General features: G+C 68.9%; 19 protein-coding genes. 9 read left to right on the top strand and 10 right to left on the bottom strand.

Annotated features, from left to right (window positions below; all coding sequences use genetic code 11):
- Positions 1–266: 266 nt before the first annotated feature.
- Positions 267–494: a GntR family transcriptional regulator gene (locus tag AB0M11_RS17845; protein WP_365706374.1), complete on the bottom strand. Its 228-nt coding sequence runs from the start codon at positions 492–494 to the stop codon at positions 267–269.
- A 162-nt stretch (positions 495–656) separates the two neighbouring features.
- On the opposite strand from AB0M11_RS17845, the gene AB0M11_RS17840 reads away from it, so the two are divergent.
- The 6 genes from AB0M11_RS17840 to AB0M11_RS17815 all read left to right on the top strand — a co-directional run bounded on the left by AB0M11_RS17840 (position 657) and on the right by AB0M11_RS17815 (position 5000).
- Positions 657–989: a hypothetical protein gene (locus AB0M11_RS17840; protein ID WP_365706372.1), complete on the top strand. Its 333-nt coding sequence runs from the start codon at positions 657–659 to the stop codon at positions 987–989.
- Complete coding sequence (locus tag AB0M11_RS17835; RefSeq protein ID WP_365706370.1) at positions 986–1342, top strand: hypothetical protein; 357 nt, start codon at positions 986–988, stop codon at positions 1340–1342. The genes AB0M11_RS17840 and AB0M11_RS17835 overlap by 4 nt, the downstream gene beginning before the upstream one ends.
- Before the next feature lie 223 nt (positions 1343–1565).
- A complete protein-coding gene (locus tag AB0M11_RS17830; protein WP_365706368.1) occupies positions 1566–2237 on the top strand; it encodes a hypothetical protein in 672 nt (223 codons plus the stop codon).
- Complete coding sequence (locus AB0M11_RS17825) at positions 2225–3268, top strand: hypothetical protein (RefSeq protein WP_365706366.1); 1044 nt, start codon at positions 2225–2227, stop codon at positions 3266–3268. Before AB0M11_RS17830 ends, AB0M11_RS17825 begins: the two co-directional genes overlap by 13 nt.
- A gap of 714 nt (positions 3269–3982) precedes the next feature.
- A complete protein-coding gene (locus tag AB0M11_RS17820; RefSeq protein WP_365706364.1) occupies positions 3983–4456 on the top strand; it encodes a hypothetical protein in 474 nt (157 codons plus the stop codon).
- A 55-nt stretch (positions 4457–4511) separates the two neighbouring features.
- A complete protein-coding gene (locus AB0M11_RS17815; RefSeq protein WP_365706362.1) occupies positions 4512–5000 on the top strand; it encodes a hypothetical protein in 489 nt (162 codons plus the stop codon).
- Here AB0M11_RS17815 and AB0M11_RS17810 read toward each other — a convergent pair.
- The 3 genes from AB0M11_RS17810 to AB0M11_RS17800 are packed head-to-tail and all read right to left on the bottom strand — an operon-like array spanning position 4990 to position 7500.
- Positions 4990–6480 carry a hypothetical protein gene (locus AB0M11_RS17810; protein WP_365706360.1) on the bottom strand — a complete coding sequence of 497 codons (1491 nt, stop codon included), beginning with the start codon at positions 6478–6480 and terminating at the stop codon, positions 4990–4992. The two genes, AB0M11_RS17815 and AB0M11_RS17810, sit on opposite strands and share 11 nt — an antisense overlap.
- A gap of 5 nt (positions 6481–6485) precedes the next feature.
- Positions 6486–7193 (bottom strand): hypothetical protein, encoded by a 708-nt coding sequence (locus AB0M11_RS17805; RefSeq protein ID WP_365706358.1) that lies wholly within the window; start codon positions 7191–7193, stop codon positions 6486–6488.
- Positions 7183–7500: a hypothetical protein gene (locus AB0M11_RS17800; protein ID WP_365706356.1), complete on the bottom strand. Its 318-nt coding sequence runs from the start codon at positions 7498–7500 to the stop codon at positions 7183–7185. Before AB0M11_RS17800 ends, AB0M11_RS17805 begins: the two co-directional genes overlap by 11 nt.
- Before the next feature lie 330 nt (positions 7501–7830).
- Here AB0M11_RS17800 and AB0M11_RS17795 point away from each other — a divergent pair, with 330 nt between their 5' ends.
- A complete protein-coding gene (locus AB0M11_RS17795; protein ID WP_365706354.1) occupies positions 7831–8283 on the top strand; it encodes a hypothetical protein in 453 nt (150 codons plus the stop codon).
- A gap of 69 nt (positions 8284–8352) precedes the next feature.
- Here the strand turns inward: AB0M11_RS17795 and AB0M11_RS17790 are convergent, their stop codons facing one another.
- Positions 8353–8946: a hypothetical protein gene (locus AB0M11_RS17790; RefSeq protein ID WP_365706352.1), complete on the bottom strand. Its 594-nt coding sequence runs from the start codon at positions 8944–8946 to the stop codon at positions 8353–8355.
- 137 nt (positions 8947–9083) lie between these two features.
- Positions 9084–9386, bottom strand: a complete 303-nt coding sequence (locus AB0M11_RS17785) for a WXG100 family type VII secretion target (protein WP_365706350.1) — start codon at positions 9384–9386, stop codon at positions 9084–9086.
- 239 nt (positions 9387–9625) lie between these two features.
- Between AB0M11_RS17785 and AB0M11_RS17780 the strand changes: the two genes are divergently transcribed.
- Entirely contained in the window at positions 9626–14260 is a 4635-nt protein-coding gene (locus tag AB0M11_RS17780) for an FtsK/SpoIIIE domain-containing protein (protein ID WP_365706349.1), read from the top strand.
- A gap of 38 nt (positions 14261–14298) precedes the next feature.
- Here the strand turns inward: AB0M11_RS17780 and AB0M11_RS17775 are convergent, their stop codons facing one another.
- Positions 14299–15984, bottom strand: a complete 1686-nt coding sequence (locus AB0M11_RS17775) for a serine/threonine-protein kinase (protein WP_365706347.1) — start codon at positions 15982–15984, stop codon at positions 14299–14301.
- A 134-nt stretch (positions 15985–16118) separates the two neighbouring features.
- Entirely contained in the window at positions 16119–16970 is an 852-nt protein-coding gene (locus AB0M11_RS17770; protein WP_365706345.1) for a menaquinone biosynthesis protein, read from the bottom strand.
- Between the two features lie 314 nt (positions 16971–17284).
- On the opposite strand from AB0M11_RS17770, the gene AB0M11_RS17765 reads away from it, so the two are divergent.
- The gene (locus AB0M11_RS17765; protein WP_003992177.1) at positions 17285–17488 is read left to right on the top strand and encodes a cold-shock protein; all 204 of its coding nucleotides are present in this window, start codon (positions 17285–17287) and stop codon (positions 17486–17488) included.
- A gap of 100 nt (positions 17489–17588) precedes the next feature.
- On the opposite strand, the gene AB0M11_RS17760 is transcribed toward AB0M11_RS17765, so the two are convergent.
- Both AB0M11_RS17760 and AB0M11_RS17755 read right to left on the bottom strand, forming a co-directional pair.
- The gene (locus AB0M11_RS17760; protein WP_365706343.1) at positions 17589–18797 is read right to left on the bottom strand and encodes a cytochrome P450; all 1209 of its coding nucleotides are present in this window, start codon (positions 18795–18797) and stop codon (positions 17589–17591) included.
- Positions 18797–19795: a DUF1259 domain-containing protein gene (locus AB0M11_RS17755; protein WP_365706341.1), complete on the bottom strand. Its 999-nt coding sequence runs from the start codon at positions 19793–19795 to the stop codon at positions 18797–18799. The genes AB0M11_RS17760 and AB0M11_RS17755 overlap by 1 nt, the downstream gene beginning before the upstream one ends.
- Positions 19796–20068 lie beyond the last annotated feature (273 nt).

Below are 20068 nucleotides of genomic sequence, written 5' to 3'. Positions count from 1 at the left end.
GTGATCCGCCACCATTACCCCCGTGAACACCTGCCTACCCGGCCACCCCGCGAGACGCAGGGGGCCGAGGTCACTGTGTGTCGAGGGATTTGGGGGCTACAACCAACGGACCGCAAAAGGAGGCCCAAAGCGCCAAGGCTGAGCCGGTCCCGCTCCTAGAGGCTAGGGCTGTCCCGAGTTGCGCCGATTACCCATCACGACGCATTGATCCACGTTCGGAGACTCTGCCCAGCGGCTTCACTGCACCGCAGAGCCGCCAACCGCCGTCAGCGTTCCGCGACGAATGACCCCATGCCCGGCGTCGTGGTGATGAGGCCCTCTTCCCGCAGGGCCGCGGTGGCTTTGCGCACGGTCACACGAGACACCCCGAACTCCTGCTCCAGCTTCACTTCCGAGATGAGTCCGCGCACGGGGTACTCGCCGCCGGCGATCCTCGCTCGAACGACTTCCGCGATCTGCTGCCACTTGGGCCGGGTGGGGTCAAATTCGAACACGCCCAGACTGTATGTAGGGGCAGAGCTAGACGCATAGCAACCCCTCTAAATGCATAGCTATAGACAGGTACATACATGCGAGCCTACGGTGGAGCAGCAAAAACCCCCGCGACCGCTGGAACGGCCCGAGGGGTACGGCCAACGTTCTAGAGGAGCGTCGACATGTACGACTCTATCCGCCGGATCCTCGACCGGTTGAGCCTGCTGCTCGGCTTCGGCGCAGGACAGCACCGGCGCTGCCCGGCCCCACACTCCACCTCCCCCACACCCACCGCTCCCCGTCCGGAGCCCGCCGGGCTCCCCGCCCACCGTTCCCCCTACGGCCTCGACCTTCCACTCGACGGAGCGGCCTCCGCCCTCGCCCGCCCCTATCTCACGACACTGGAACAGAAAGGCACCCAGCACGCACGACGCCGCCCCTCCTTCGCGCTCGCCACCGACTCCCGAATCGGCCTCGACCAGCACCTGATCGGCACGGAGGGAGCAGCCGCATGACGCAGCCGAAGTCGACAACTCCCATCCGCCTCCTGCCCTGGCCGTCCCCCGACGGCAAGCCGTGCTACCTCGTACCTGACGCCGAGGGCGGCCACCTCTCCCACTTGGCCGACAACATCGAGGCCGCACAGCTCGCAGCGGGCATGGACGTCCTCACCTGCGCGCGCAAGGTGCTGGCCGACCCCGCATCGCCGTATACCGAGGTGCGTTACGCCGGAATCCGACTTGCGGAGTCCCTGAACAACGCCCTGCGAGTGGCAGAGTCACGCGGCCTACGGCTCGCCGAGACCCCCACACTCGACGCCAGAAACGACAGCGGGTCGGACCATGCCCGCGCGAGCCGCGACCAGTAGCTCAATCACGAGTTGGAGTCGAGCATCCCGGCAACCCCGGACGCGACCTCAAGGCGACCGGGGCCGTCACCCGTTCGAGCACAATCGAGACGCATCCCATGCCATCAGAACGAAATATGCCCCATTCGGCCATATTTGCAAGGATGTTCGCTCTGGCGAAACCGTGAACCCCGCCGATAGCGTCTGCTTACTTGACGAACTTCATTCTCACGGGGAGTCCACAGTGAAGCGCCGCACATTGCCCATTGCCACCGCGCTGGCCGCGACCGCGACCCTGCTACTGACAGCATGCGGCGGCGGGAACAACAGCTCCAAGGACAACGACAAGATCGCGGGGGCCGACACCAGCGCCACCAAGGCACCTTCCCCGAGCGCATCGAACACCACGGCGGACATCGACCGTCCGACCATGACGTTCCCTCCGGACTTCAAGATGGCCTTCGACATCACCAAGCCGTCCGACGCGAAGGAGTCCGCGGCTCTCGGAGACGCGGAGAACTTCGTCCGGGCCATCAACTACGGCATTGTTCGGCAGGACGCGGAGGATGCTGCATACAAGTTCTACTCCACGGCCGGTGGTACCGCTCAGTCCTACGCGAAGAAGCAGATCAAGCAGTACATCGACGGCGGCTGGACGGTCACCGGGATCCAGCGCTACTCGCAGGGCAAGGTTGAGCTGGCTGCGGACGGCAAGCGAGCTTCCGTCTCCTTCTGTGATGACGACTCGAAGTTCTACGGCAAGGAAGTCAAGTCGAGAAAGATCCTCAAGACCAGTCCCAGCGACAAGGACTACTACTACTTCGAGATCGTCATGACGGCGTCTCAGGAAGCCCAAGGCCTGTGGACCGCAGCGGACATCGAGGTGCAGACGGAGGCCACGCAGTGCAAGGCCTGAAGCGTCACACGATCAGCGTCGCCGGTTTGACTGCCGCCCTGCTTCTCGCCCCGGCTCACAGCGCCTTCGCCGGCGGCCCCATCGACAAGGGCACGACCAATACCAAGAAGGACAACGGCCTCAAGGACGGCACGCTCTACGCGGCGGTCTCCTACGACACCTCAAAGAACGGCTCCGGCTCGTCCGTGGGGCACGTGTCGCCCGCGGACACCTCGTGGAAGCCTCCAGCCTGCTGGCTCGCGCCGAGGTGGACAGCCAAGCAGTTCGCCAAGGAAACAGAGTCCGAGTACAAGAACGTCACAACCGATCCCAGTCAGCCCAACTACGCGAAGAACGCCACGGCCGAGTTTCGAGAGAAGTACAAGGACGGCGAGTACAAGAACTACAATCTCGACAAGCAGGATGACGGCATGTGGTGGGGAGCGGTCGAGAATCCGAACGCGCCCCTCCTCGATCGGACGGCGTGTAACTCGACTCTGCCTTTTTGGGTGCAGAACGGCGATACCCCGAAGGTCAAGAACGCAATATCGCCGGAGATCCTGGCGGGACTCGCCTATGAACAGATCAAGGTTCCAGGCACCGAGGTGACGCTTGCCCCGAGCGGCGCGACCAAGGTCAACCTCCCCACCTGGGCGTGGCTGGACAAGGGTGATTTCAAACCCGTCTCCGTCACCGCATCCATCACCGCGCCAGGCCTGAACATCCAGGCCACGACCGTAGCCAAGCCTGTATCGCTGAGGCTCCAGCCGGGAACCGCCGACGCCGAGACCTATCCCGCTTCCGGAGAGTGCGCGATCAACGCCGATGATTCGATCGGAGAACCGTACGCAAAAGGGAAAGCCACGGAGACGCCACCCTGCGGCATCAAGTACCTGCGCTCGTCCGGTGGCGGGACGTACAACCTGCGGGCCACGGTCACCTGGGAGATCACCTGGACGGGAACTGGAGGTACAGACGGCGACCTGCCCGATGGGACCTTCGGCAACGATCAGGACGTCAAGGTTCAGGAAGCTCAAGCCGTGAATCGCTGACAGGAAGCAACCGAGGAAACTGGCCGGAAGAGCACGGCTGGACACATGCAGAGCCGACTCGGTTCCCTCGCCGCACGATGGAGTCGCGATGTAGGACAGCCCTCGGCGCCCTCGGATGGCGACAACGGTCCGCGGCGGTGCATACCAGCCATCGAAACCGACGACGGACTCCTCGGCGACAGGACCGATCACGGACTGGAGCAGCGCGCCCACCTCGCCGAAGTCGAGCGCTGCTACTGCGACGATCAGCAGGTTCGGTGCGGACAATGAGATGGATGGCAGCGGTCACCGCGAGGACAAGGAGGGATACCGCAGAGCGACCAGCGGGCAGGAACGACACGTCCGATAGCGTGCGATCCTCCACAACATCGTGAAACCGACGAGCTTCGAATCGTCTTGGCCGAAGCCTCGAAAGAGTGATGGCCGGAAGGACACGCGCCGCCCCGTCTCACGCGCCTTCGCCACCCGCAGAGGAACACCAGCGTCCTGATACCGTCGGCTGGTAACACCGAATTGCTTTCCGACCCCGCCAACCGATGGACGGGCGGACACAATTAACCAACTGTCTGGAGGGTTCACCGCATGGGGGACGCAACACCTCGTAGTGCCTTGGATGATCCGGATACCCTTCGTACGTGGCAGCGGGCGCGGCGGCGGTCCCGTGCGGTGTTCACTCTCTGGGGGCTCTCCCTACCCGGGTTCCCTCTACTCGCCATGGTTCTGTGGGAGTCACTGGTCGGTGGCTCGCTGCCTGCTTACGCCATCGTTCCGCTGGTCGTCGTGTCGACAGTCGGGCTTGCCCTGTCGGAGCGCCGCTGGACCCAGGTCAAACAGATGAAGGGCATCCTGGCCGTCTACCCCTGGAGCGAACACCCCTCCCTGAAGCCCGTTCCTCAGGGGGACGTCGGGCACTTCCAACTTCCGGATCCGGATGCCCCGACCAAGAAGGTCAGTGTCGTCGCCCTACGCTACGGGCTCGGCAAAAAGTGGCGGACGACAATGACAGTTGCCCGAGCCCAAGGGTTCTCTCTCGCAGGGGACCCGCGGTTCGGCGTAGTCATCGCGCCTCGCGGACGGCAGGAACTGATCGCCGTGCGCCCCAAACATCCTCCGCTCAGCAGCGGACGTCCCAACGGTGTGGAGAGCAGTTCCTGGGAACTGGCGCAGTCCGCCGGCATCGCCCACTGACCACCGTCTGCCGAGTGTCCGCCGAGAACGAAGCGAGGTTCCCGTGCCCGAATTTATGTACACGCTGCTCGACGACCAGGATGACGTCCTAGACGGCATGTTCCAGGGACATCTCGACGTCAGGGGAAGCTCCGGAAAAGCCACTTCGCGGAATCCCCGGAAACCGGATGGCGGCATAGGGATCATCCTCTTCCCAGCATTGGTCGAACTGCTCGACGGTGTGAGCGATCTGCTGCAGCGTGGACGCGGCACGTTCAAGTGTTCCGAGGCCATCGGACTGCCGCTGAAGTTCAAGCTCAAGGATGGGCTTATGACGATCAGTCACCGCTGGACAGTGATTGATGAATCATCACCGCGGATAACTGCCGCTGCCGTCTGGGCGGCGGCTCAGCAACTGGCCGGAAGTCTCCTTGGCCGGGTCACGGAGCCTACAGAGCACATCGAAACAGCAGCCGATGGTACGGTCCGGTATATTGACTTCCGGGTCCAGGTCAAGGAATCACTCGCCCGATTCGCAGAAGCACAGGAACAGATCAGTCACTGAACGCGGCCTTGGCGGGCAGGATCCCAGGCTTGTAGCCCAGGCCGCTTTCACCGTAACCACCGACGGTGTCCATCAACACACCACTGGTGTCAAACTTGACACCGAAAAGTGCGCTGTTGACAGTGGCCTTGGTGACGCTGGTGAGTAGCCCCTGGGTCCCTCCCAGAATCGCCTTTCCCCTCATATTCTTCCCGGCCAAGGTCATGCCGAGTTCCTGATATTTCCGACGCGTCATATTGGTCAGACCGCTGGCGTAGATCACTGCAGCTACCTTGGGAAGCCCCTTGCTCAAGCCCTTGCTGACAAGTTCCCCGGAGCCCACACCGACAGCGTTGCTGACGAGGTTGCCCAGAGCATTCTTCCTTACATCGCCCCAGCCTCCGTTAAGTCCGTCCTTGAGCGTGTTCTTGAACTCCCCCTTGACGAAGGCGAAGCCGATTTTCCGGAATCCCTTTAGATCTTCACCGGCGTGCCACAATTTGATCAGGCGGGCACTGGCGATTTCCGCTTTCCTGACCCGCAACGCCATCTTGACTCCGTCGGCAAGCCTGCCCGCTTTCGCAAGCATTGACAGTTTCCCAACCACTGGGATGCAGTCCAGTACGGCGAATAGAAGATCACCCCAACCCGCCTTGCCTTGAGTGAACTGCACAATAGTGTCCGCCAGCACAATCAAGGCTGCCGCCAGGACAAACCAGACAAGCGGACCTCCCAGGAACAGGAGCACAATTCCGGCAACGGCTACGAAAATCTTGGCAGCGATCACCGTCACCTTCCACGCCTCGGCCAGCCAGTCCCCCACCTTCTCGTACCACTTCTTGTTGTGGATCCCCGCGTCGGAAGCGCTGTGGATGTCGTGGACGAGTTTCGTGGCGGCCCTGTCCTGGTCCTTGCCGGCGTTCTCGGCCTTGGCCCTCAGTTCTGCCAATTGGCTGTTCAGGCTGTCGACCTGACTCTGCATCGCCTTCTGGTGCTCATTGGCGTGCTGGGCGTCGCGGGTCGCCTTGCGGACCTTCTGGGGGTCGGGGGCAGGGGCGTCGCCGCTGGGGTTGTTCAGCTTGTCCTGGGCCGACTTGGCGGTGTTCGCCGCGGTGGTGGCGCCGGCCAGCCGGGCCTGTGCCCTGGAGAGGTCGCCGCGCAGGAGCCGTGCCTTGGCCAGCGCGTGGTCCGCCGTGGTCTGGGCCTGCTCCAGCTTCCCGGCGTAGGTGAGCAGGGCACCCGAGACCAGGTCGTACGAGTCGTGCAGCTTCTGCAACTGGCCGGGCAGCCTGCCGATCTGCTCCTTGAAGGCCTCCATGGCCTTGCCGGCCGACTCCTTGAGGACGGAGTCCTTCGAGGCGGACCGCATGCTCCTGAGCACCGTGGCGACGTCCTCGACGAAGGTCTTGTACCGCTGGCCCTGGAGTCTGACCTCGTGCGGGTCGCCGGGCGTCGGGTCGTCGTGCAGGTCGAGGTTGTGCCAGTCGGTGGGGCGGGCCATGGGGCTCAGCTCTCCGTGTCGAGGTCTGCGCGGTGGACGAAGCGGAAGGTGCCGGCGATGAGATCGAAAAGTTCCAGCATGGGCTCGGCCAGCGCCAGTTGCGGTGTGCTGGCGCTGATGACGGCGACCTTCGGGTCGTTGCCCGGGAAGGGTACGAGCGTCTGCATCAGCACCGCGCGGTAGCTGCGGTTGTCGTCGGGGATCTCGATGTCCTCGATGCCTTCGGCGCGGGCCGCCTGGCCGGCGTCCGGCAGTTCCACCAGGCGTACGCGGCGCCACGGGTCCGTGGGCCGACGGCCGGGCTCGATCGGCTTCAGGACGCTCATGAGGGTGTCGAGTCCGGTGGGGGCGGTCTCGCCGGTGGTCTCGTTGACGGCAGCGTCCACACTGACCGTCAGGCTCGCCACCATCGGCTCGCCGTCGACGATCTCGCACATGGACCCGGAGTAGACGACGTTGGCCTTCCGGGCCTCGCGGGCCACCTTCTTCAGGGTCCTGACCAAGTCCGCCTGGTACTTGGCCAGTTCCGGCCGCTGCCTGACCCGCTCGGCCACGACCTCCCGGATGGAGCGATTCACCGTGGCGGGGTGGACGTCGAACTCGTACCAGGTGCTGGGGACCTGGATGTTGATGCCGATGACATCCCCGGGAGCCGCTCCCGCGAAGGGGTCCTCAGCCGTGGGCTCGTCGGCGAGAGGGGCCTCAGTTTCCACCCTTGCCCTCCCTCTCGTGCTTGCGGACGGCGTTCCGGAGGTCCGTGTCGAGCTTGGTCATCTTGTCGACGATCTCCTGCGCCATCTTCGCGACGTTCTCAAGGCCGACGTCGATCTCCTTGCGGCCGTCCTTCCAGCCGTGCATGAAGTCTTCCATCGCGTCGAAAGCCGCACTTGAGCCCAGCTCGCCGTTGCCCAGCTTCCGGTCGACCTGGCCGGTGTCGTCCATGCGTTGCTTGATCGACCTCAGTCGAGCCGCCAAGTCGTCGAGCCCGGCGAGGCTCAGGGCCAGATCGCCCTTGGACATGTCTGGTATCCCCCAATAACCCAGATCGCGCCGACATCGCACCCGTCACTTCTGCAATGCGGTCGTCGGATCTTACTGCTCATCGCCGACGGGATCAGCAGGCAGCCGTTGTGCTGCAGCGCGCACGTTACAAGGGGCGACGTGCCACCATGGCCGACGTCGGCCATTCCACGGAACATCCGCCTCACCGAGGCGACCCACGCCGGGACGGACATCTCGGCCTACCTGGTGCACGCCGCCACGCGGCAGATGGCGGCCGCGCTGAACGTGGTGTACCGCCCGCCCCGGGCAGGTCGTGTGAGCGTGCGCGTCCCGGGCTACGCCTCGGGCATGCTGGTCGCGCTGGCAGACCGCAAGGCGAAGGCCGTGGCCCTGCACAACGGCCTCAGGAACACGCCGCATCGCGCACTTGTCCTCGGTCCCGTACTGGCTCAGGTGTGGCGCCCGCGCCCATCGGTCATCCTTGCCCTGGCCGGCGTTCTCAAGGACTGCACCGTGCCGCAGTCCCGCGCGTCGGAGCCTCCCATGCGGGCAACTGCGGCAGGACGCCCGGAATGCATCGCGTGCGCGACCGGCCCCGACCTGATCGACTGGCGCCGGATCGGTGCGGCTCTCGGCGAAGCGCGGCTTCCCGCCAAGAAGAGGGCGGACGCGGTGGACGCCTGGGTGACCCTGTCCGCCGTCAGGCACGGCAGTGCGGTGATCTTCACGAGCGATCCCGCGGACATCGAGGCGTGTCTGGCCGTGCTCAACCCGGTCGACGTACACGTTGAAGCCGTGTGAGGGGACGGCAGGCCGGTTGCTGACGGCCCCCTGGTCGGCCCTTCCGCCGGCTGCTCGGCCTCCCTCGGCTCAGAAACCTACCGTCAACGTCTGCGCGATGCTGTCCGCAGCGTCCTCCATCACGTCGTCGAAGCCCGGTGCGGTCCAGGAGACGAGGAGAACGAGGGCGTCGTCCGTACCCTCCGGCAGGACTCCGTACGTGACGGTCTGAAGCAGCACTCCGGGACCGCCGCGGGGCATATCGTTCGCCACGAAATTCTGACGAAGGCGCACGGCGGGACCGATCGGCAGTTCGGGGTGGGAGATCTGCGGCGGGCCGAAGTCATGTGCGCTGAAGGTGTCCGCCAACCATTCGAGTGAGAACCGCGGGACCGTATTGTCGGTCCGGATCACCTCGACTTCCAGAAGGCCCAAGGCCGAGTCGAAGCCGCCGGGGTAGAAGGCGAAGCCGTAGAGCGGAGCACGTCTGCGGCTGTCCTCGGCCCAGTTACGCAGGTCCTTGCGCAGGGCCCTACCATCCAACTGGAATCCCGCAGCACTGCTCCGCTCGCAGAGTTCCGCCGCGGTGTCCTTTGCCCATCTCTTCACGTCGTCCGACGGATCAAGCGGCAGCGGCACCCAGTCCGTCGGACAGACGATGCCGCACATTTGGACGTCACTCATGGATGGTGCCACCGTCGAGCCAGGTCAGCGAACCAGCGACCGCGTCGAAGAGCTCGACCATGGCGGTCGGCGACCGTCGGTGCGATGGCCGACCGCTCCATCGCACCGACGTGGGCCCTCCGCCGCCGAGGCGGTGCTCAGCCCTTGGCCTGCTTCGCCAGCTGCTCGTCCAGCTGCTCGTACGCTTCCTTGGCCTTCTTCAGGAAGTCCGAGAGGCCGTGCAGGCCCTGGATCGTCTTGGTCGCGCCCTTGGTGAAGTCCTTCATGGAGTCGTCGTACGCTCCCGAGGCCTTCTGGGTGGTGAAGCCGTTCTCCACCAGGGCGCTGACCCGCTTCTCCACGTTCTTGATCCTGTCCTCAAGCTCGTGCATGTCCTTGATCAGGTCGCCCGCGACCTTCTCCATCTCGGCATATGTGAGATCCGTGTCCTTGCCGGCCATGACGGCTCCCTCCCGTTGACGTGGCCGCAGGGCCTTCCCCCGTGGCACCGTGCGCGCGGATCCCCGGCCATGGCATGGCCGTCCGCACGAGCAAAGATCCTACGGGGGTGACGCACGGGACCGCACGGTGCTTCTGCGGCGGAATCGTGAACCGTACACATCCCGTTGCACCCGGGAAAGAGCGGGCGGCTAAGGTCACTTCCACTGTGTTGGGTGCTCTCGGTTGTGGGGGGACGAACGTGCGCCTGAGTCTGACCGTGGTGGATCCGGTCGGCGGTGGCACCGCCGACGTGGTGCTCGACGCGGATCCCGAGTCGACCGTCGGTGACGTCGCCAGGGAGCTGGCTCGGCAGGTCGGTGCGGAGTACGCGGCTCCGGCCGGCGGTGCGGGCAGGGGCGACCGCGGGGGTGCGAGCGAGGGGGCGAGCGAAGGTGAAGGCGGGGGCGGCGCCCAGGTCATCCCCATCGGCGCGCACCGCCAACAGGCGTCCGCCGCCGTCCCGTTCTCCGGTCCGCTCGCCTACGTCGACGGGTACGCCCTCGACCCCGCCGCCACCGTCGTCGGCTCGCCCCTGCGCGACGGTGTGGTCGTCAGTCTCCACGACCCCGCCGGGTGTCTGCTCGGCGAGCCCACCGGTGTCGTGGAGTTCCGGGTCGCCGGCGGCCCCGCCGCCGGCGCCGTGCACCGGCTCGGGGTCGGGCGGTACGACATCGGCGCCGGCCCCGCCTGCCCCCTCCGCGTGGCGGACCCCGAACTGCCCGCCCGCGCCGCCACCCTCACCATCGCCATCGACGGCACCTGCAAAGTCGAGGTGCACACCGAAGGGGCGCGGCTGGACGGGGAGGAGTTCGCAAGCGGTGCCGACTGGCCGCTGAACGCCCAGCTCTCGGTCGGGAACAGCCTCCTGGAGATCACCGGGTACACACCGCCCAACGCCGCCCTCAAGTGGTCCGACGACGGTGCCGGGCTCGACTACAACCGGCCCCCGCGGCTGCGCCCCGCCGACCGGCAGACGCACTTCTCGCTGCCCAACCCGCCCGGTGACTACGAGGCCCGGCCGCTGCCCTGGCTGATGGCGCTGCTGCCGCTCGTCGGCGCGGTCGTCTCGGTGCTGATGTTCGGGCGCTGGTACTACCTGATCATGGCGCTGATGAGCCCGGTGATGCTCTTCGGCAACTACTTCATGGACAAGAAGCACGGTCGGAAGTCCCACGCCAAGCAGCTCAAGGAGTACAAGGAGCACAAGGCGCGGATCGAGGGGGAGGCGCAGGAGGCGCTGGTCGCGGAGCGCTCCGAGCGGCGGGCGGCGGTGCCGGATCCGGCGGCCGTGCTGACGTACGGGACCGGGCCGCGCACCCGGTTGTGGGAGCGGCGGCGCACGGACGCCGACCACCTGCTGATCCGGTTCGGCACCGGGCGGGTGCCCAGCGAGGTCGAGCTCGACGATCCCGAGCAGGACGAGCACAGGCGCAAGGTCCGCTGGTACATCGAGGACGCCCCGGTGGCGCTGTCGCTGCGCGACCTCGGAGTGATCGGGGTCGCCGGGCCGGGGGATGCGGCGCACGCGCTGGGGCGGTGGGCCGTCGCCCAGACCGCCGTCCTGCACAGCCCGATGGACGTGCAGTTCTACGTCCTCACCGACCACGACGCCGGCGCCCGCTGGGACTGGGTGCGCTGGCTGCCGCACGCCCGCCCGAGCGGCGGCCAGGACGTGAACGTGCTGATCGGCACCGACTCCGAGACCGTCGGCGCCCGGGTCGGCGAGCTGACCCAGCTCCTCGACGGCCGGCAGAAGGCCCTGCAGCAGGGCGGCCGCGGCAAGCTCGACGGGCCCGCATTCGCCGACCCGGACATCGTGGTGGTGTGGGACGGGTCGCGGCGGCTGCGGTCCCTGCCGGGTGTCGTACGGCTGCTGAAGGAAGGGCCGGGCGTCGCCATCCGCTCCATCTGCCTCGACGAGGAGGAGCGCTTCCTGCCCGGTGAGTGCCAGGGCGTGGTCGTCGCCGAGCCGAGGGCCGGACAGGAGGCCCCCGCCGCACCGGTGCCGCAGCAGGCGGCCGGCGGCTTCCCGTCCTTCCAGGCCTGGCATCCCCAGTACGGCGCCGGTGAGGAACAGGCCCCGCAGGAGCTGGAGTTGCGGCTGCGCGTGGAGCAGAGCGGGGCGCTGCGCAAGCGGGACGTGCGGCCCGACTTCGTCTCCGCCGCCTGGTGCGGGCGGCTCGCCCGCTCGCTCTCTCCGCTGCGGGACATCAGCGGCGAGAGCGAGGACTCCGCCCTGCCCGCCGCGAGCCGGCTGCTCGACGTGCTGCAGCTGGAGCCGCCCACGCGGGACGCGATCGCCGCGCGCTGGCGGATGGGCGGGCAGTCGACGATGGCCGTCATCGGCGAGTCCTACGACGGCCCGTTCGGTATCGACCTGCGGCGGGACGGGCCGCACGGGCTCATCGCCGGCACCACCGGTTCCGGCAAGTCCGAGCTGCTGCAGACCATCGTGGCCGCGCTGGCCGTCGCCAACACTCCCGAGAACATGACCTTCGTCCTGGTCGACTACAAGGGCGGTTCGGCGTTCAAGGACTGTGTGAAGCTGCCGCACACCGTGGGCATGGTGACCGACCTCGACGCCCACCTCGTGGAGCGGGCCCTGGAGTCACTGGGGGCGGAGCTCAAGCGGCGCGAGCACATCCTCGCCGCCGCCGACGCCAAGGACATCGAGGACTACCAGGACCTCGTCAGGAGGGACCCCTCGCGCTCTCCCGTTCCCCGACTGCTCATCGTCATCGACGAGTTCGCCTCGATGGTGCGTGACCTGCCGGACTTCGTCACCGGGCTGGTGAACATCGCCCAGCGCGGACGGTCGCTCGGGATCCACCTGCTGCTCGCCACCCAGCGGCCCTCCGGTGTCGTGTCGCCCGAGATCCGCGCCAACACCAACCTGCGGATCGCGCTGCGCGTCACCGACGCCGGTGAGTCGACCGACGTCATCGACGCGCCCGACGCCGGGCACATCGCGAAGAGCACGCCGGGACGGGCCTACGTCCGGCTCGGGCACGCCTCGCTGATCCCCTTCCAGTCGGGCCGGGTCGGGGGACGGCGGCCGGGAGCCGCGGACCCGGCCACCCTCGCGCCCTGGGCCGGGGCGCTGTCCTGGCAGGACCTCGGGCGGGCCGCGCTGCGCAAGCCGAAGTCGGAGGTGAAGGAGGACGACGAGATCACCGACCTGAAGGTGCTGGTGGACGCCGTCCGCGAGGCCAACACCGCGCTGCGGATCCCGGCGCAGCACTCGCCGTGGCTGCCCGCCCTCGACGACATGCTGCTGCTCGACGACGTGCCGGCCGTGCAGGCGCAGGGCGCGCTGCCCGCCGCCCCGTACGGGGTCGAGGACCTGCCCGCCGACCAGGCCCGGCGCGCGGTCGCCGTCGACTTCGCGACCTTCGGGCACCTCATCATCGCCGGTGCCCCGCGCACCGGGCGCTCGCAGGTGCTGCGCACCATCGCCGGTTCGCTGGCCCGCACCAACTCCTGTGCCGACGTGCACCTGTACGGCATCGACTGCGGCAACGGCGCGCTGAACGCGCTGACCCGGCTGCCGCACTGCGGTGCCGTCGTCGGCCGCAACCAGACCGAGCGGGTGGAACGGCTCATGGCCCGCCTCTCCGGTGAGCTGAGCCGACGTCAGGAGCTGCTCGCCGACCGGGGGTTCGCGGACATCGGGGAGCAGCGGGCCGCCGTGCCGGAGGCGGAGCGGCTGCCGCACGTCGTGCTGCTGCTGGACCGCTGGGAGGGCTGGCTGCCCACCCTCGGCGAGCTGAACCACGGTGACCTCACCGACCAGATCATGGTGATGATGCGGGAGGGCGCGAGCGTCGGCATCCATCTCGTGCTCACCGGTGACCGGCAGATCCTGGCCGGCCGGATCTCCTCCCTCACCGAGGACAAGTACGGTCTGCGGCTCGCCGACCGCGCGGACTTCTCGATGCTGGACATCAACTCCCGCAAGGTGCCCGAGGAGATCCCGCCCGGCCGCGCCTTCCGCAGCGAGACGGCCGCAGAGACGCAGTTCGCGCTGCTCTCCGCGGACACCACCGGCCAGGGGCAGAACGCGGCGATCGTCGCGATCGGCGAGGCGGCCGAGGCGCGCGACGCCCAGGTGCCCCGCTCCCGGCGGCCGTTCCGGGTGGACGTGCTGCCCAGCCGGATCTCCTTCGAGGAGGCCTGGGCGATGCGCGACGCGGCCGCGGCGGCCTCCCCGCTGTGGGCGCTCGTCGGTGTCGGTGGCGACGAACTCACCGCCTTCGGGCCCGACCTGGCCCAGGGCGTGCCCGCCTTCGTGATCGGCGGCCCCGCCAAGTCCGGCCGCTCCACTGCCCTGTTGGGCTTCGCCCGCTCCTATCTGGCCAACGGCGTGCGGATCGTCGTCGCCGCGCCCCGCCAGTCGCCGCTGCGTGAACTCGACGGCCGGGAGGGCGTGCTGAAGGTCTTCACCGGGCGGGACGTGGACGAGGACGAGCTGACGGAGGTGCTCGCGTCGGCGTCCCCGGCCGAGCCGATCGTCGTGCTGGTCGACGACGCCGAGGTGCTGGACGACTGCGACGCCGAGGACGTCTTCAAGCGGATCGTGGAGCGCGGTGCCGAGGAGGGGCTCGCCGTGGTCATCGCCGGTGACGAGGACGAGATCTGCGACGGCTTCTCGGGCTGGCAGGTGGACGCCAAGAAGGCCCGCCGGGGCATCCTGCTCTCCCCGCAGGAGTCCGGCTCCGGTGAGCTGATCGGCATCCGGACCACCCGGGCGATGGTGGGCGGCCCGATCCAGCCCGGCAAGGGCATGCTGCACCTGGGCAGCGGGGAGCACGTCACGGTGACGACCCCGCAGTAGCGACGGCGCGGCGGCCGAGGCCGGGCGGGGCGGGGCTGTCACAGCCTCGTCATCACGGCCACCGGACTGCCCTCCGCCGTGCTGTCCGACGTGTAGACGAGGGTGTCGTGGGTCGGGGTCAGGTAGACCGTGTTGGTGCCGGGGTCGCAGCCGTCGTGGTTGCCCTCGGCGCCGGTCGAGGAGGCGACGAGCCTGGTCGCCGACACCGACCTCAGGGTCAGGATGTCGGTGCAGACCCCGCCCAGCTGGTCGGTCTGCCGCAGCCGGCCCAGCTCATGGCCGACGGCGGCCTGTCGTACGGTGATCCGGAAGGTGCCCATGGGCAGGTTGCCGGACAGGGCGGTCGCCGAGCCCTGCCAGGTGCCGAGGTAGGCGGCCGGGATCGGCCCGGCGCCGGGCGTCGCGGCCCCCGAGGGCGACCTGGCCGCGCTGCCCGCGTCGCTGCTCGGCCCGCCGTCGTCGGCCCCGAGGAACGGCTTCACCAGGAACCCCACCCCGACGGTGACCACCGCCAGCGCCCCGGCCACCGCGAGCGCGACCGTGCAGCTCACCCGGCGCCCCCGCCCGCCCTCCGCCGGCACGGCGGTCGCGGCGACACTCACGGACACCTTCCCGGCCGACGCAGCCCCCGCATCCCGCGGCTCCGGCACGGCCGGGGGCGGGTTCGGTACGACCGGGGACGGGTTCGGTACGACCGGGGACGGGTCGGGCACGGCCACGGGCGCGTCCGGTACGACCGCAGGCGGCTCCAGTGCGACCGCAGGCACGTCCGCCACGACCGCGGGCGGCTCCGGCCAGGCCCCCGGTCGCGGTGCCGGTGTGGTCTCCGCGGCCTCCAGGTTCAGCAGTTCCACGGCGCTGCGGCTCACCCGCTCCACCAGGGATCCCGGCAGCCACCCGTCCGTCACCAGACGTGCCGCCCCCTGCGGCGCCAGCCGTCGGGCCACCTCGGCCGGGCCGGGCCGCCGCCCCGGCTCCTTGGCCAGGCACGCCTCGGCCACCTCACGCAGCTCGCCGCTCAGCGAGCCGAGTTCGGGCTCCTCGTGGACGACCTTGTAGAGCAGGGCGGCCGAGGAGTCGCCCGGGAACGGCGGCTCACCGTTCGCCGCGTAGGCCAGCACCGCGCCGAGCGAGAAGACGTCCGCCGCGCCGGTCACCCCCCGGCCGAGGATCTGCTCCGGGGACATGTATCCGGGCGAGCCGATCGACACGCCCGACGAGGTCAGCGAGGCGGTGCCGTCCGTGGCACGGGCGATGCCGAAGTCGATGAGGAGCGGTCCGTCGAGGGTCAGCAGCACGTTGGACGGCTTCACGTCCCGGTGCACCAGCCCCAGCGCGTGCACCGCGGCCAGCGCCTCGGCCAGCCCCGCGGCCAGCGCCCGTACCGTGTGCGCGGGCAGCGGGCCGCCGTCGGTCACGGCGGCGGTCAGGGAGGGGCCGGCCGCGTAGGCCGTGGCGACCCACGGCACGGGCGCGTCGGGGTCGGCGTCCAGGACGGACGCCGTCCAGGCACCGCCGACCCGCCGGGCGGCCGCCACCTCGCGGCGGAACCGGGCGCGGAACTCCTCGTCCAGCGCGAGGTGCGGGTGCACGATCTTCACGGCGACGGTCCGGCCGCCGGCCGAACGCCCCAGATAGACGCGGCCCATGCCGCCGGAGCCGAGCCGGCCGAGCAGCCGGTACGGCCCGACGGCCGTGGGTTCGTCGCCCGCGAGCGGCTGCATGCGCCCTCACCCCCCAGAGAGTTCGGCAGCAGCCTATGCGCTTCGCGCGCTGTGCGGTTCTTCTGTCGCGGGCCCGGCGAGGGCCGGTCGCGCCCACGCGGCGGCAGCCGCGGATCGCGTACCGCCCCGCGCCTCTACGGGGCGCTCAGCAGGTCGACCTGCACATCCGCCGCGAACCCGGTCGTCGGGCCGACCCGGCGGGCGAACTCCGCCACCGCCGCCAGCTGCGGCGCGCCGAAGCTGAAGTCGAGGGTGGTGAAGTACTGGGCGAGGGTCGCCTCGTCGAAGGCCTCCCAGCGGGCGGCCTGCTCGGCGACCTTGGCGACCTCCTCCAGGGAGAGGTTGCGGGACTCCAGGAAGGCGCGGTGCACCGCGCGGGTGATGCCGGGTTCGCGCTCCAGGTAGTCGCGGCGCGCCGCCCACACCGCGAAGACGAACGGCAGTCCCGTCCACTCCTTCCACAGGGCGCCGAGGTCGTGGACCTGGAGGCCGTAGCGCTGGCCGTCCAGCAGGTTGGCGCGCAGGGCCGCGTCGCCGATCAGCACCGCCGCCTCCGCCTCCTGCATCATCAGGCTCAGGTCGGGCGGGCAGGTGTAGTAGTCGGGCTGGACGCCGTAGCGGTCGGCGAGCAGCAGCTGGGCGAGGCGGACCGAGGTGCGCGAGGTGGAGCCGAGGGCGACCCGGCGGCCGTCCAGCTGGTCCAGCGGCACCTGGGAGGCGATCACGCAGGACATCACGGGGCCGTCGCAGCCGACGGCGATGTCCGGGAAGGCGACCAGGTCGCCGGCGTTGCGCAGGAACTCGACGAGGGTGACGGGCCCGATGTCGAGGTCGCCGCGCAGGAGCTGCTCGCTGAGCTTCTCAGGGGTGTCCTTGGTCAGCTCGAAGTCGAGGAGGGTGCCGGTTCTCGCGAGCCCCCAGTAGAGGGGAAGGCAGTTCAGGAACTGGATGTGTCCGACGCGCGGCCGGGTGCGAGCATTGTCCACATCGCGACACTAGACCCCATGGGGTACGGTGCTGGGACCGCCCCCACCCTTGGGTCGAGGCCGTCCCTGAGGTCAACCCGCTTCCGGCGCATTCAAACGTCCGGGTGACGTGATCTTGGCCTCTGTTGCTTTCCGCTGCCCACATGCTAGGCTCGCCGCAAGTTGCAGTTTGGTTTCCTTGCAGTACAGAGCCTGCGGAGCATGTAACCGCAGGCTCTCGTCGTTTTCAGACGAATGCAGTTGTGCGGCACTTAGTTTGTTTTCACACTTGCAGGTTCTGGAGCAGGGCGACCCTTTGAGCCCAAGGAGGGCTTATGGCTACCGGAACCGTGAAGTGGTTCAACGCCGAAAAGGGCTTTGGTTTCATCGCCCAGGAAGGCGGCGGCCCCGACGTCTTCGTTCACTACTCCGCGATCAACGCCAGCGGGTTCCGCTCCCTGGAGGAGAACCAGCAGGTGAGCTTCGACGTCACGCAGGGCCCGAAGGGTCCGCAGGCGGAGAACGTCACCCCCGTCTGATCCCAGACAAAGCAAGTCTGATCGCAGACTGAGTGCAGTACCCAAGGAGCCCCGCGCCGTCAGGCGACGGGGCTCCTGCCTTGCGCACCAAAGGCCGGTCCTACCAGGCGACAGGCAGCTCCAGGGGGAAGCGGCGGATGGTCTTGGTGTCCCAGCGGATCTCCTCGGGCCGTACCGCGAGGCGCAGGGCCGGGAAGCGGTCCAGCAGGCGGCCCACGGCGACCTCCAGCTCGGCCATCGCCAGGGGCACCGCGATGCACCGGTGGCCGCCCCAGCCGAACGCCATGTGGTGAGCCCCGAGACGGCCGGGCACGATCTCGTCCGGGTCCGGGAAGCGGGCCGGGTCGCGGTTGGCGGTCAGGTACGACACGTGCACGAAGTCACCGCGCCGGATGACCACCCCGTCCATCTCGACGTCCTCCAGCGCCACCCGGGGAATGCCCACCCCCTTGCGGAAGGGGATGTACCGGAGCAGTTCGTGCAGGAAGTCCGTCAGCTTGCCGCTGTGCGCACGCGCGTACTCGGCCAGTTCCGGCCGGGTCAGCAGCAGGTACACGATGTTGCTGATCTGGCAGGTCGCCGTGTCCTGGCCACTGAGGGTGAAGGTCAGGGCGAGGACGGCCAGCTCCTTGTCGTCGAGCTTGTCCTCGCCGTCCCGTGCCTCGGCGAGCACGCTGATGATGTCCGTGCCGGGACGTTCGCGGCGTTCGGCGACGAGTTTCATGAAGTAGGCCGTCAGGTCCTCCTTCGCCGCCCGCGCGACGTCCCGGTTGCCCTCGCCGAGCACCAGCAGGCGGTGGACGCCCTCCTGCATCCGCGGCCACTCGGCGCGTTCGATGCCGAGCAGGTCCAGGATCGTGTGCTGGGGAAGGGGGTCGGACAGGTGGCGGACCAGGTCGGCCGACGGGCCCTCGGACTCCATCCCGTCCAGCAGCCGGTCCGCGAGGACGGTGATCCGCTCCCGCATGCGGTCCACGTGGCGCGGGGTGAAGGCCTGGGTGGCCAGATGCCGGATCCGGCTGCTGTGCGGCGGGTCCATCACGTTGATGGACTCGGGCGAGACGATCGGCTCCGCGGTGAGGCGCGGATAGTCGTGCCGGATGATCCCGGCCCGGCTGAAGCGGTGGTCGGTGGTCACCTGCTGCACCGACTCGAATCCGGTGACCAGCCAGGCGTCCGGCCCGCCGTACGGCAGCCGGATCCGGGCCAGGGACTCGCGCTGCATGAGCTCGGCGAGCACCGGGTCGAAGTCGAGGGCCTCGCTGAACGCGAAGGGGCAGGTGACCGTCTGGTCGCGGTGGGTCGTCATCAGCCGGCCACCCCCGCCATCGGGACCACGGCGGTGGCGTGCGCGGCGTCGCGCAGGGCCTTCGCCAGCCGCAGGGCGTCGCCCGTGCCCCAGTAGTGGAGGAAGAACAGCCGCGGTTCGTCGGTCAGGTTGTGGTGGTGCAGCTCCACGAGCTCGATCCGGCCCTTGCGCAGGATCCTCAGCACGGTCTGGACCTCGCTCGCGGTCATCACGAAGTCCCCGTTGATCACGGCTCTCCCGCCGCCCAGCGGCTGGAAGTTGACCGTGGTGGTCGCCCCGAGGCCGGCCGGCAGGATCATGTCGCCGTCGACGATCTGCTCGCTACGGACCCAGGTGAGCTTGTAGACACCCTCGTCCTGGAAGCCGGCGAAGCCGAACACGCGGTCGATCGCCTTGGTGTCCAGGTCCAGCCGCGGCGGGGTGGGCGACGGCCGGTCGGGCGGGGTGCCGGTGCGCTCGAAGGCGGCACGCAGCCCCTTGGCGACCGCCACCGGGTCGTGGGCGTGGGCGTGCAGGTGCAGCCACCACACGGCGGGCTTGTGGGCGAGCAGGTGCTTGTGCAGGGCGGTGATGCCGATGCCGTGGTCCAGCAGGGCGTCGCTGAAGCCCTGCAGTTCCTGCTCGGTGATCACCGCGTCGCCCATCAGCAGATGGGCGCCGTTCTCGTACCGCACGAAGGAGACGTGGGTGCCGAGGGCCAGCGCGGTGTCGATCCGCACGCCCTGGGAGACCACGTCGAGGTCCCGGCGGGGAAGGCCGGTGTGGTACATGTACCGCTTCATGTCACCCGGCCGGCCCATGGCCTTGGTGACCTCGGTCCAGTCGGCGAGCTTGGTCATGACGGGTTTGATCAGGGCGCGGGGGCGCTCCCGGGGCAGCGCGCGGGCGGCCGGGGTCGCCGTGCCCGCGAGGACGGGGGCCACGGCACCCGCGGCGAGCAGGCGGCGCCGGGTGGCGGTGGGCGGGGTGAGGATGGTCCGCTGTCGGATTTCAGCCATGTGTACCTCCATCCGCGATGGAAGCACGGGGGCTGTCCAGGACCGGTGATTCCGCCCGCCAGTGAAGCCAGCTGGCCTAACCAGAGCCGACGCCGGGTCACCCGCGGCCCCGTCTCCCAGCCGACGCCGGGTCACCCGCGGCCCCGTCTCCCAGCCGACGCCGGGTCACCCGCGGCCTCGTCTCCCAGCCGACGCCGGGTCACCCGCGGCCCCGTCTCCCAGCCGACGCCGGGTCACCCGCGGCCCCGTCTCCCAGCCGACGCCGGGTCAGCT

Source organism: Streptomyces sp. NPDC051987 (assembly GCF_040680735.1).
In the GTDB taxonomy this organism is placed as follows: Bacteria; Actinomycetota; Actinomycetes; order Streptomycetales; family Streptomycetaceae; genus Streptomyces.
This window is presented reverse-complemented; position numbering and strand designations above follow the sequence as displayed.

Excerpts from the sequence above, each read along its gene's own strand:
- AB0M11_RS17795 (WP_365706354.1), top strand. The coding sequence starts at position 7,831 with ATGCTGGTCGCGCTGGCAGACCGCAAGGCGAAGGCCGTGGCCCTGCAC.
- AB0M11_RS17815 (WP_365706362.1), top strand. The coding sequence starts at position 4,512 with ATGTACACGCTGCTCGACGACCAGGATGACGTCCTAGACGGCATGTTC.
- AB0M11_RS17820 (WP_365706364.1), top strand. The coding sequence starts at position 3,983 with ATGGTTCTGTGGGAGTCACTGGTCGGTGGCTCGCTGCCTGCTTACGCC.
- AB0M11_RS17790 (WP_365706352.1), bottom strand. The coding sequence starts at position 8,946 with ATGAGTGACGTCCAAATGTGCGGCATCGTCTGTCCGACGGACTGGGTG.
- AB0M11_RS17785 (WP_365706350.1), bottom strand. The coding sequence starts at position 9,386 with ATGGCCGGCAAGGACACGGATCTCACATATGCCGAGATGGAGAAGGTC.
- AB0M11_RS17800 (WP_365706356.1), bottom strand. The coding sequence starts at position 7,500 with ATGTCCAAGGGCGATCTGGCCCTGAGCCTCGCCGGGCTCGACGACTTG.
- AB0M11_RS17765 (WP_003992177.1), top strand. The coding sequence starts at position 17,285 with ATGGCTACCGGAACCGTGAAGTGGTTCAACGCCGAAAAGGGCTTTGGT.
- AB0M11_RS17840 (WP_365706372.1), top strand. The coding sequence starts at position 657 with ATGTACGACTCTATCCGCCGGATCCTCGACCGGTTGAGCCTGCTGCTC.
- AB0M11_RS17755 (WP_365706341.1), bottom strand. The coding sequence starts at position 19,795 with ATGGCTGAAATCCGACAGCGGACCATCCTCACCCCGCCCACCGCCACC.
- AB0M11_RS17810 (WP_365706360.1), bottom strand. The coding sequence starts at position 6,480 with ATGGCCCGCCCCACCGACTGGCACAACCTCGACCTGCACGACGACCCG.
- AB0M11_RS17760 (WP_365706343.1), bottom strand. The coding sequence starts at position 18,797 with ATGACGACCCACCGCGACCAGACGGTCACCTGCCCCTTCGCGTTCAGC.
- AB0M11_RS17775 (WP_365706347.1), bottom strand. The coding sequence starts at position 15,984 with ATGCAGCCGCTCGCGGGCGACGAACCCACGGCCGTCGGGCCGTACCGG.
- AB0M11_RS17835 (WP_365706370.1), top strand. The coding sequence starts at position 986 with ATGACGCAGCCGAAGTCGACAACTCCCATCCGCCTCCTGCCCTGGCCG.